The sequence below is a fragment of the Stenotrophomonas sp. Sm10 genome (assembly GCF_030985515.1).
In the GTDB taxonomy this organism is placed as follows: Bacteria; Pseudomonadota; Gammaproteobacteria; order Xanthomonadales; family Xanthomonadaceae; genus Stenotrophomonas; species Stenotrophomonas hibiscicola.
This window is the reverse complement of record NZ_JAPTFO010000100.1, coordinates 1-11,588: the sequence shown is the minus strand read 5'-3', so window position 1 is coordinate 11,588 and position 11,588 is coordinate 1. Positions and strand designations below refer to the sequence as shown.

Below are 11,588 nucleotides of genomic sequence, written 5' to 3'. Positions count from 1 at the left end.
GGCTGGGTGCGCGGGGGACGCCGTGAATCCGTCCCTGGAGGCTTGGCAGCCGCATCCATGCGGCTGACACCCCCGCGCACCCAACCCGACCGGCCTCCGACAGATTTCGGTGGCCTGCACCCACGAAGAAGAAAATAAGATCAAAAGCGGGTCGCGCGCTGCGCTTGCTCGTGTAGAGCCGAGCCCATGCTCGGCTTCACGGACCGTCCAGAAAGCAGCCGAGCGTGGGCTCGGCTCTACAAAAAGCAGCCTGTCAGGCTGTCTTTGCTTTTGATCTTCTTTTCTCTTCCGCGGGTGGACGCGCACGGAACCTGTCCGTGGCCGGGCAGGTGGGCTGCGCAGGGGCGTGAGCCGCATGGATGCGGCGACCGAGCTTACATGGACGTACTTGCAGCGGCCCCTGCGCAGTCCACCTGCCCGGCCTCACCCATGAACTGCTCTACGTGCCCACCCACGAGGGGCTGCGCCGTTGGCTGGAAACTACAACCCGATGCCGGCGTCGCCCTCAGGCTCCAGCGCCTTCACCAGTACCGCTGCCTGTGTGCGGCTGTGGCATTCGAGCTTCTTCAGGATCGCAGTGACATGTACCTTCACCGTGTTCTCGGCCAACCCCAGCGTGTAGGCGATCTGCTTGTTGAGCAGGCCATCGGCCAGGCACAGCAGCACACGGAACTGCTGCGGGGTCAGCTGGGCCAGGCGGCTGGCCAGCAGTGCGTCGGCCTCGGAGCGTTCGGCGGCCATCGCCGGGAACCACAGGCCACCATCGAGCACCGCCTGCACCGCCTCGCCGATGGTCTCGGCCGGAGCAGACTTTGGAATGAAACCCGCCGCGCCGAACTGCTGGGCACGACGGATCACCCGCGGATGGTCGTTGGAGGAGAGGATCACCACCGGAATGTCCGGATGCGAGCCGCGCACGTGCAGCAGCGCGGAGAAACCGTGCGCGCCGGGCATGGTCAGGTCCAGCAGCACCAGGTCCACATCCGGGTGGGCATCCAGCGCTTCGGCCAATGCCTCGGCGCTGGCGACTTCGCGCACCTGCGCCAGCGGCAGGCTCTGCCGCAACGACTGCACCACCGCCGAACGCAGCAGCGGGTGGTCATCGGCGATCAGGATGGTGTATTCGCTCATGCCGCCATTGTACGGGCAGGTCGCCGCCTCAGCGCCCGGCCGGCTCGACGCTGCTGCGCCAAGCATCGAGGAACTGGCGACGCTTGAGCGCGTCCAGGTACACCAGCAGGCCCGGGCCGAGCTGGATCGGGCGGCGGCTGCGGCCCGGCGCATCATCGCCGCGCGCGTTGCCGGTCACGATCGGCATCAGCCGTGCCTCGCGCGACAGCACCTGCTGGCCGCGTGGCGACAGCAGGTAGTCGAGGAAGCGCCGGGCTTCTTCCGGGTGTGGGCCGGTACGCGGGATCACTGCGGTACGCAGCACCACCAGCGTGTAGTCCTCGGGCTCCACAATGCCCAGCGGCGCGCCGGCATCAACGCGCGCCTGCGCGTAGGAGCCAAGCACGTTGTAGACCAGCGACAGCTGGCCACTGGCCACCTTGTCCAGCAGCACGCCAGTACGCTCCTCGCGCACCACGTCGTTGTCGCCGAGCGCGCCCAGCAGCGCGCCGGCAATGCTGCCGCGCTGCGCGTCCTGGGTCGCCAACAGGTAGCCGACGCTGCTGCGCTCGATGTCATAGGTGCCGACCCTGCCGCGCAGGGGTGCACCTTCAGCACGCAGCCGGTCCAGCAGCTGGCGGCGCGTGTGCGGCACCTTGGCCGAAGGAATCGCGCGGGTGTTGTAGACCATCACCACCGGCTCGTAGCTGATGCCGAACGCCTCGTTGCGCCACTGTGCCCAGGCCGGCAGCGCGGCGGTCTGCGCCGAACGGTGTGGCAGCGCGTGACCGTCATTGACCAGTTTGGTCTGCAGGTCCATGCCGCTGGAGATCAGCAGGTCCGGTGATGCCGGTCCGCCGCGGTCGTGCAGGAAACGTGCGTACAGGTCCTGGGTGATGATGTCCTCGTACACCACCTCGGTGCCGGGGTGCAGGCGCTGGTAGTCGGCGATGACCACCGCGAACACTTCGATGTCGGTGGTGCCGTGGATGCGCAGCTGAGCGGTGGCCGCTCCCTGTGCGGGAAAACGGCGCACATCGCCGGGCGCAGCCAACACCGGCAGGGCCAGCAGCAGCGCAACAGTCGTGGCGAACAAGCGGATCATGGACTGCTCCGGGGCAGGCGGATGGTGGCGACCAGCCCGCCCTGCGGGCGGTTGCTCAGGTCAATGCGGCCGCCATGGCTGTCGACCACGCGCTTGACGATGGCCAGGCCCAGCCCGGCACCACCTGAGGGCGCGCCTTCGCCACGGGCGAAACGCTCGAATACGCGCTCGGCATCGGCCGGGGCGATGCCCGCGCCGTGGTCGGCGATGGTCAGCACGGCCTGCTCGCCTTCCACGGTAAGGGCAATCTGCAAGTCGCCGTCACCGCCGTACTTCAGTGCGTTGTCGACCAGGTTCTTGATCGCCTCGCGCAGCAGCAGCGCATCGCCGTGCACCAATGCCGGTTCGGCGGTCATCGCCAACTGCACGCGCGGCGCCGGACCGGCCTGCGGCAGCGCTTCATGCAGGGCCTGGTGCACGGTCTCGGCCAGGTCCACCGCTGCAAAGCGCTGCAGATGCGAACGATGGATCACGCTGGCATCGCTGAGCAGCTGGTTCAGCAGCCGGCTCATATGGGTGGCGTTGCGCTCGATCGCCTGCAGGCTGCGCCGCATGTCTTCGGGGTCGTCGTCGTCCAGCGCAAGCTGCGCCTGCGCGCGCAGGGCAGCCAACGGCGTGCGCATCTGGTGCGCGGCCTCGGCCATGAATGCGCGTAGTGTCTCGTTGCTGCTGGACAGGCGTTCCATGAAGCGGTTCAACGCCGCCACCATCTGGTCCATCTCGCGCGGCACGCGCGCGTCGAGGGGCTTCAGGTCGGACGGTTCGCGGCGCGACAGCTCGCGTTCCACCCGCACCAGTGGGCGGAACGCGCGGTGCACGCCAAACGCCACCAGCGCCAGCAGCAGGCCGGACAGCACGCCGATCGCCAGCAGTGCGCGATTGACCATGTCCTGCGCGACGGCTTCGCGCGCACGCCGGGTCTGGCCCACCTGCACCTGCACCTCGCCCTGCGCCGAGGCCGCGGCGAAACTGCGGCCGACCACTACGAAGCGTACGGTCTCGCCGCTGTACGCCGCATCAAACAGTTGCGGCTGCGTGCCCGGACGGCGCGGCGGCGACGGCAGATCGCCATAACCTGTGATCAGGTTGCCGCGGCTGTCGGCCACCCGATAGAACACGCGGTCTTCCGGGGCCATCGCCAGGAGGTCCAGCGCCGCATAGGGAAGATCGACCTGCCACTGGCCGTCGACCAGCGCCACCGAATCGGCGATGGACAGCGCCGAAGACACCAGCAGGTGATCGTAGGAACGGTTTGCCGCACGCTGGCCATAGTCGCGCGCGGCGAACAGCAGCGCCACCGCGAATACCGCCAGCAGCGCGCCGAGGTAGAGCAGCAGCGTGCGCCGCAGCGAACCCGGTGCGGCGTTCGCAGCGCGTGCGTCAGCCATCGGCGTCGGCGCTGCCATCGCTGGCTTCCAGCAGGTAGCCGACACCGCGCACCGTGGTGATGCGCAGCGGTGCGCCGGCCAGCTTTTTCCGCAGGCGGCCAACATACAACTCGATGGCGTTCGGGCCCGCTTCGTCATCGAAACCAAACAGGCCGTTGCCGATCTCGTCCTTGCCGACCACCTGGCCAAGACGGCCGACCAGGATCTCCAGCAGGCGGTACTCGCGATTGGGCAGTTCGATCGGCTCCCCGTCGAGGCTGACCCGGTGCGCAGCGTTGTCGAACTGGAAGCCGCCAATCTGCACCACTTCGCTGGCCTGCCCACGCGCGCGCCGCAGCAGTACGCGGCAGCGTGCTTCGAACTCGCGGAAGTCAAAGGGCTTGCCCAGGTAGTCGTCGGCGCCCACATCCAGCGCCTGCACGCGATCCTCGATGCCATCGCGCGCGGTCAGCATCAGCACCGGCGTGCTGTCACCGCGCTCGCGCATGCCGGCCAGCACGCGCAGGCCGTCCAGCTTGGGCAGGCCGATATCCAGCACCACCAGGTCGAAGCTCTGGTAGCGCAGCACGCTGGCAGCGGCCAGGCCGTCGGCCTGCCAGTCCACGGCATGGCCACTGCGACGCATGCGACGGATGATCGCATCGGCCAGATCCGGGTTGTCTTCGACCAGCAGCAGGCGCATGGGCACGACGGTGGGAGGGGAAGCGAATGCTACCGCATGACGCCGGGGCCGCCCGCCGGGCCATGCCTGGCGACCATTTACGCTGCACCGCACAAACCGCTGACAGGACGATGACAGCTACGGCGACCCAGACTGCGGCCGCGCACCGTCCGGTGCCCACGATTGCCGCGCGCCTGGCGCGCACCTGGGAGGGTTTGTGGAATTCACGTTTGCCTGGCGGCGTCCTGCCGCCATGATGGCGCTGGCTGCCCTGTCGGCGCCGGCCTTCGCTGCCGAAGATGACCGTCCGGTCACCGCCACCCTGGGTGGCCGCCTGCACCTGGACTTCGCCACCTTCGATAATGACAACCGGGGCACCCCGAACAAGGACGACACCGAAATCCGCCGTGCGTGGGTTGACGTGTCCGGCAAGTTCTTCGTGGTCGACTACAAGCTGGAAGCCGATTTCTCCGGCGACCGCGTCGAGGCCAAGGACGTGTACCTGGCGCGCAGCTTCGGCAAGGCCGGCAAGCTGACCGTCGGCCAGTTCAAGCAGTACTTCTCGCTGGATGACCGCACCAGCTCCAACTACGGCAGCTTCCTGGAGCGCGGCAATGCCGGCACCACGCTGGCGCCGCTGTACCGACTGGGCGCGTCGTGGCAGGCCAATCCGGGTGACTTCACCTGGGCCGCCAGCATCTACAGCCTGGAGAGCATCGACGCCTGGCAGGTGAAGGGGCGTGCTGCCGGTGGCCGTGTCACCTGGGCGCCCTCGCCCGCCGATGGCGACGTGCTGCACCTGGGCCTGTCGCTGGCCCGCGAGGCCCATGACAACCCGGGCGCGAACGGCGTTCCGGGCCTGAAGATCCGTCCGCGCCCGGCCGGCCACCTGTCCGACAACAGCCGCCTGACCCTGGTGGACTTCTCCGCCGGCCGCGATACCGATGTCAACAAGTGGTCGCTGGAGTACGCCCAGGTGCGCGGCCCGCTGTCGTGGCAGGGCGAGTTCAGTGGCGCCACCTTCGATGACGGTGCGCAGCGTGGCGACGTGATGGCCGCCTACGGCATGGTCAGCTGGTTCGTCACCGGCGAAAGCCGCGCCTACGACCGCAAGACCGGCCGCTTCGCGCGGGTGAAGGACATCCGCCACAAGGCCGGCGCGTTCGAAGTGGCGCTGCGCTACGACCAGATGTGGGGCGCGCAGCATCTTGATGGTGCGCCGGACCTGCGCCGCGGCAGCACCGAGGCGTGGACGCTGGGTGGCAACTGGTACCTGCGCGACAACCTGCGCTTCATGCTCAACGTGATCGAAAGCCGCAACCGCGACCGCTTGGCCGGGGTGACGGCGGACCGCACGCGCGCGGTCACCGGCCGCCTGCAGTACGACTTCTAGGCCAGACATTCCGGGCATTCCGCCCGGGCCCCTTCCACTCCCCACGTCCTGTTTTCGCAAGGAGTCCGCAGATGATGCTGAGCATCCTCGGCTTTGGCATGGTCATTACGTTCATGTACTTGATCATGAGCAAGCGCCTGTCGCCGCTCGTCGCCCTGATCACCATCCCCATCCTGTTCGCGCTGATCGGTGGCTTCGGTGCCGGCATCGACGAGATGATGCTGGAGGGCATCAAGAAGATCGCACCCACCGGCGTGATGCTGATGTTCGCCATCCTCTACTTCGGGGTGATGATCGACGCCGGCCTGTTCGATCCGCTGGTGCGGGTGATCCTGCGCTTCGTCAAGGGCGACCCGATGAAGATCGTGCTTGGCACCGCGGTGCTGGCGATGCTGATCTCGCTCGATGGCGATGGCTCGACCACCTACATGATCACCGTCTCGGCGATGCTGCCGCTGTACCAGCGGTTGGGCATGAACGCGCTGAACATGACCTGCGTGACCATCCTTGCCGGCGGCGTGATGAACCTGACCCCGTGGGGCGGCCCGACCGCACGCGCGGCCACCGCGCTGCACGTGGACCCGGCCGACGTGTTCGTGCCGCTGATCCCGTCGATGGTGATCGCCTGTGCCGGCGTGCTGCTGCTGGCCTGGTACCTGGGCCTGAAGGAACGCCGTCGCCTGGGTGTTGTGACCCTGCCCAAGGGCGGCAGCTGGATGGACAACAGCGTTTCCGACGACAGCAACGCGCTGCCGACCGTGGAAGACGCCGAGGACATCAAGCGTCCGAAGCTGCTGTGGGTGAACCTTGCGCTGACCGTGGCGCTGATGACCGCGCTGATCATTGGCGTGCTGCCGATGCCGGTGCTGTTCATGGTCGGCTTCGCCATCGCCCTGGTGATCAACTATCCGAACCTGGCCGAGCAGCGCCGCCGCGTGGTCAACCACGCCGGCAACGTGCTGTCGGTGGTGTCACTGATCTTCGCCGCAGGCATTTTCACCGGCATCCTCAACAACACCGGCATGGTGGAGGCGATGTCGCACAGCTTCCTGGCCGTGATTCCGGAATCGTGGGGCCCGTACCTGGCGGTGATCACGGCGGTGGCGTCGATGCCGTTCACCTTCTTCATGTCCAACGACGCGTTCTACTTCGGCGTGCTGCCAATCCTGTCCGAGGCCGCCGGCAATTACGGCATCACCCCGGTGGAAATGGCGCGCGCCTCGCTGGCCGGCCAGCCGGTGCACCTGCTCAGCCCGCTGGTGCCGTCCACCTACCTGCTGGTGGGCCTGGCCAAGGTCGAATTCGCCGACCACCAGAAGTTCACCCTGAAGTGGGCCATCGCCATCTCGATGCTGCTGATGATCGGCAGCCTGCTGTTCGGCCTGTATCCCCTTGCCGCCTGACCCTTTGCCAAGGAGCCTTCTGCAATGACGCTTCGAATCGCTTACGTCACCAGTGGAATGGGCAGTGTCGGCACTGCCATCTGCCAGAGCCTGGCCCGCAGCGGCCACACCGTGGTTGCCGGCTGCGCGCCGAACTCGCCGCGCAAGGCCAACTGGCTGCGCGAGCAGCGCGAACAGGGCTTCGACTTCATCGCCTCCGAAGGCAACGCGACCGACTGGGCCTCGACCAGCGCGGCGTTCGCCAAGGTCCGCGCCGAAGTCGGTGAGGTCGATGTACTGGTCAACAACTCCGGCGGCAGCCGCGACCTGCTGTTCCGCCAGATGACGGTGGAGGACTGGAACGCGGTGATCGCCTCCAACCTCAACGCGCTGTTCAACCTCACCAAGCAGGTGGTCGACGGCATGGCCACGCGCGGCTGGGGCCGCATCATCAACATCGGCTCGGTCAGCGCCCACAAGGGCCAGATCGGCCAGGTGAACTACGCCACCGCCAAGGCCGCCATGCACGGTTTCAGCCGGGCGTTGGCCGCCGAAGTGGCCTCGCGCGGGGTAACCGTGAACACCTTGTCGCCCGGCTACATCGCCAGCCAGGCGATCAGCAGCTTCCCGCCGGATGTACTGGACCGGCTGGCCGCGTCGGTGCCGGTGCGCCGCCTGGGCCGGCCAGAGGAAGTGGCCGGGCTGGTGGGCTGGCTGGCATCGGACGAGGCTTCGTACGTGACCGGCGCCGATTACGCGGTCAATGGTGGGTTGTACATGGGCTGACCCCCGCGCGTTGCAGTAGATCCACGCCATGCGTGGATGCTCGGTCGCCCCTGGGGTCAGATCCCTTTCGCATGCGAAAGGGCTCTGACCCCGATGCGCTCCGCGGTCTATCCGCGCGCCTGCGCGAGTGCGCCAGCCACCTCCTCCGGCAGGCCGGAGATGAAATCCACCTCGTCGGACTCCTCCACGATCTGGCCGTCGCGCGGCAACCACATCGCCTCGGGAACCGCGCGCAGCACCGGCCGGCCGGGCCAACGGGCCGGGAAGCGTGGCCGGTTCTGCGCCAGGTCGAAGCCCAGGCCCTGGTCAGCGTAGCCGCCCTCGGCCAGCCGTTGTTCGATGCCACGCAGCACCGCGGCGGTGTGGCGGTGCGATGCAGGCACATCGTCGACCGTGGCAAACGGCACGTACCAGGACGCCCCCAGGTTCCAGTACAGCGCCAGTGCGCTGGATGCGGCCAACGACGGCTGTTCAAGCAGCCATTGCAGCGCATCGGACAGGGTGTGGGTGTCGGCGAACAGCATCAGCTGATGGCGCTGCTGCGGCGTGGCCTGCTGCAGGAACGAGACGAGCAGCGGCCAGCCCGGATCCGACGCGGTTGCTACGGGTGAGAGTGCTGGGGGCACGACCTCCGCCCAGATATCGACATCACCTGCGGTGGCATCACCGAGTGCCGGGCCGCGTTCGGGTTCAAAGGCCGCGGCCAGATCGTGCAACTGCTGCGCGATCGGGAACGGCAGGCCATCGTCGTACGCATCATCGACCGCCTCGGCAAACGGATCGAAGTCCAGCCCATGGTCGGCGTAGAAGCCATCGAGGCACCGCTGCTCGATGCGACGGACCAGCGCGTACGCCGCCTGCTCGTGGCCGGGCACCTCGCTGGCGTCTGCGTACTGGGCGAACCGGCCTGCGCCCAGTGATGCGTGCATCAGCAGTGCCGTGGCACGGTCCAGATCGCGTTGCTCTGCCAGCCAGGCCAGCACGTCGGGGCTGTCATCGTAGTTGCGCCGTGCAACGTAGATGTGGCGTTGCTCGGGCGAAGCGGTGTGCAGGTAGTCCTGCAGCAGGCGGCTGCAGGACGCGTGGTAGTCGTCGGGGGTCACGTGGGGTGTCCGTTGCTCAGTGCCCGTGCAGTCTAGCGGCCCCTTGCACCGGGGTCAGATCCCTTTCGCAGGCGAAAGGGATCCGACCCCGGCCATGCCCCGAATCGGGCTCAGATCCCTTTCGCGCGCGAAAGGGCTCTGACCCCATCGCATCAGAACTCGGCGGCGACGGTCATGAACACCTGGCGCGGTGCGCTGGCGTGGATCGCGTAGCGCGTGCCGTTCGGGTCCGTGGGTGCGAACGAACTCAGCTGGCCGGCATAGCGCTTGTTGGTCAGGTTGGTCGCGTTCAACGACACCCGCACGTTGCGCAGGCCCAGGCCCGGGCCGAAGTCGTAGCCTGCACCAGCGTCGAAGGTGGTCACGTCCGGCACCGACTGGTCGTTGGTGTAGGTGTAGTAGCGCTTGCCGGTGTACTTGGCACGCAGGCTGGCGAAGAAGCCGTCGCGGTTCCAGCTGATCTCGCTGGAGGCCATGCGCTGCGGCGTATCCACCGTGATCTTGCCGGCCACCGGTACGATCGCACCGCCCGAGGTGTAGTCATCCTCGTAGGTGGTCTTGTTCCAGGACAGCGCGTTGTACCACTGCAGGCCATCAATCGGCTTGAGGATGAAGGTCAGTTCCGCGCCATGGCTCTTCACCGAACCGACGTTGATGAAGCGCGTCACGCACTCCGGGCGCGTGCCGACTTCGATGCTCGAACACGGGTTCAGCGACAGCAGGCGGTTGTCGAACTTGACGTTGTATGCAGCGATCGAGGCCTGGTACTTCTCACCGAAAGTGCGGAAGCCGGCTTCCAGGCTCTTGGACTTCTCCGGCTCCAGCCCGGCGCTGGCCGCGAACGATTCCGGCGACACCTGCAGCGGGCCGCCACTGCCACCGCCGACGAAGGCGGCGATGTTCTCGGCGTAGGAGGCGAACAGCTCGTTGTTGGCGCTGAGCTTGAAGCCCAGGCCCACCTGCGGCAGCACCGATTCCTTGGCGGTCAGCGTGCCCGAGGCGATGCGGGTTTCCACGCCCGGCTGGGCGGTGGCGCGCATGCGGGTGTTCGGGCTCTTGATGCCCACATCCACGGTCAGGCGCTGGCCCAGGAAGCGCATGCGGTCCTGCACGTAGAACTGGCGCGTGCGGATGTCGAAGTCCTGGTTGAACAGCAGGCGGTCGGGGTTCTTCAGGTACAGGTCGTCCAGGAACGGGCCACTGATGTAGTAGAAGTTGCGCGACACGTTATGGTCGTTCTGCTCGTACCACAGGCCGGCTTCCAGTTCGTGGATGCCCACCGTCCACGACAATGCGGCGGTCAGGCCATCGCGGTTGATCGTGTAGTTGGTGCTGCGGATCGAGATCGGCAGCATCCTGTCGGTGCCCGGGTAGGATGGCTGGCCCGGTGCCCACCAGTGGCCCTGGCCACGGTTGTCGTGGTGGTAGGCCAGCAGCTTCAGGCGGCCCTGCTCGCCCAGGCGAAGGTCGGCATCGACCGAATAGAGATTGTCGTCGCGCAATGCGCGGCTCTGGTAGTAGGCATCGTCGATGCTGTTGACGCCGCCGCTGAACTTGCAGCGTGCCTTGTTGTAGGTGCCCGGCGCGCAGTACGCAGCGGCCACGGCGCGATCCCAGTCCGGCGCGTAGATGTTCCAATCCCAGCTCAGGCCACGCGCCAGCATGTCCTTGGACAGGTAGGCGTAGTTGGCCTGGCTGGCGCGCGAGGTGGCCACGAACGCACCGAAGCGGTGGTCGCCGACATTCCACACTGCCTTGGCGTTGAACTGGCGGGTGGTCTGGTTCTGGTAGGGCGCGGCCCACATGTCCTGGTCCTGGTGCACGCCGGACACATAGGCCGAGAAGCCGTTGATGTCGCCGGTATCCACGCGCAGGTAGCCACGGCGCTGGCTGTCGTCGCCGACGGTGACGCTGGCGCGGCCACCGAACTCGGTGGACGGGTCCATCGAGAAGTACTGGATGGTGCCGCCCAGGTTGCTGGTCGAGGCCACGCCCAGCGAACCGATGCCCTGCGACAACTCGGCACCGGCCAGGTTCTCGGCGATGATCGCGCGGGCGATGCTCAGGCCGTTGTAGTTGCCGTAGCTGTTGTCGCCCAGCGGGATGCCGTCCAGCGTATAGCCGAGGCGGCTCTTGTCGAAGCCGCGCAGGCTGATGGTCTGCGATTCTTCGTTCGCGCCGAAGGCATCGTTGGACTGCACCGACACGCCCGGCAGGCGGTCGAGGATCTTCTGGCCACTGGTACCTGGAGGCAGCACCTGCTTGTCGACCGCGGTGATGCGCTGCACCTGGCGGGTCTCGCCCTGGCCGATCACGGAGACGGTATCCAGCGTCTGCGCGCTCAGCGCGGCATCGGTGCTGGCGTCGGTGGTTTCGGCGGCATGGGTGCTGGCGGCGGCGGAAAGGGCAATTGCCACGGCGATCGTCAGGTATCGGGTCTGCATGTGAGTCCATTGCATGGGGGAAGACCGGCGCGTCTGCGCGCGGCGCGCCGCCACTATGCGAATGGAAGATGAAAGGTTGTTTACGAAGCGGCGCGCGTGTTGCGGGCGGTGACGCGCGTCTCGTTTGTGGGTGTGGGGGTGGGTGTGTCGGCAGGGCTGCCGCCCTGCACCTGCTCACGGCAACGTCAAAAGCGTGCATTCCGTGGGAGGGCGGGG

At 67.3% G+C, this 11,588-nt stretch carries 9 protein-coding genes; 3 read left to right on the top strand and 6 right to left on the bottom strand.

Annotation, left to right across the window (positions count from 1 at the left end; translation table 11 throughout):
* Window positions 1-480: 480 nt before the first annotated feature.
* Genes O0J15_RS18910 through O0J15_RS18895 form a run of 4 tightly spaced genes read right to left on the bottom strand, consistent with a single transcriptional unit; the run spans window position 481 to window position 4,285 of the window.
* On the bottom strand, window positions 481-1,131 hold the full coding sequence (locus O0J15_RS18910) for a response regulator transcription factor (protein ID WP_005414428.1): 651 nt from the start codon (window positions 1,129-1,131) through the stop codon (window positions 481-483).
* 28 nt (window positions 1,132-1,159) lie between these two features.
* Window positions 1,160-2,215, bottom strand: a complete 1,056-nt coding sequence (locus O0J15_RS18905) for an ABC transporter substrate-binding protein (RefSeq protein WP_308306109.1) — start codon at window positions 2,213-2,215, stop codon at window positions 1,160-1,162.
* A complete protein-coding gene (locus tag O0J15_RS18900; protein WP_031270791.1) occupies window positions 2,212-3,603 on the bottom strand; it encodes a sensor histidine kinase in 1,392 nt (463 codons plus the stop codon). The genes O0J15_RS18905 and O0J15_RS18900 overlap by 4 nt, the downstream gene beginning before the upstream one ends.
* Complete coding sequence (locus O0J15_RS18895) at window positions 3,596-4,285, bottom strand: response regulator transcription factor (protein WP_019662067.1); 690 nt, start codon at window positions 4,283-4,285, stop codon at window positions 3,596-3,598. Before O0J15_RS18895 ends, O0J15_RS18900 begins: the two co-directional genes overlap by 8 nt.
* A gap of 232 nt (window positions 4,286-4,517) precedes the next feature.
* Here O0J15_RS18895 and O0J15_RS18890 point away from each other — a divergent pair, with 232 nt between their 5' ends.
* The 3 genes from O0J15_RS18890 (at window position 4,518) to phbB (ending at window position 7,825) form a co-directional block, all read left to right on the top strand.
* Entirely contained in the window at window positions 4,518-5,657 is a 1,140-nt protein-coding gene (locus O0J15_RS18890; RefSeq protein ID WP_308306110.1) for a porin, read from the top strand.
* A 74-nt stretch (window positions 5,658-5,731) separates the two neighbouring features.
* The gene (locus O0J15_RS18885; protein WP_029550722.1) at window positions 5,732-7,060 is read left to right on the top strand and encodes a CitMHS family transporter; all 1,329 of its coding nucleotides are present in this window, start codon (window positions 5,732-5,734) and stop codon (window positions 7,058-7,060) included.
* A 24-nt stretch (window positions 7,061-7,084) separates the two neighbouring features.
* On the top strand, window positions 7,085-7,825 hold the full coding sequence (gene phbB / locus O0J15_RS18880; protein WP_021204361.1) for an acetoacetyl-CoA reductase: 741 nt from the start codon (window positions 7,085-7,087) through the stop codon (window positions 7,823-7,825).
* A 107-nt stretch (window positions 7,826-7,932) separates the two neighbouring features.
* On the opposite strand, the gene O0J15_RS18875 is transcribed toward phbB, so the two are convergent.
* Together O0J15_RS18875 and O0J15_RS18870 are read right to left on the bottom strand one after the other, a co-directional pair.
* Entirely contained in the window at window positions 7,933-8,928 is a 996-nt protein-coding gene (locus O0J15_RS18875) for a DUF4274 domain-containing protein (protein WP_021204362.1), read from the bottom strand.
* A gap of 152 nt (window positions 8,929-9,080) precedes the next feature.
* Window positions 9,081-11,372, bottom strand: coding sequence for a TonB-dependent receptor (locus tag O0J15_RS18870; RefSeq protein ID WP_134735765.1), 2,292 nt, complete (start codon window positions 11,370-11,372; stop codon window positions 9,081-9,083).
* Window positions 11,373-11,588: the final 216 nt, after the last annotated feature.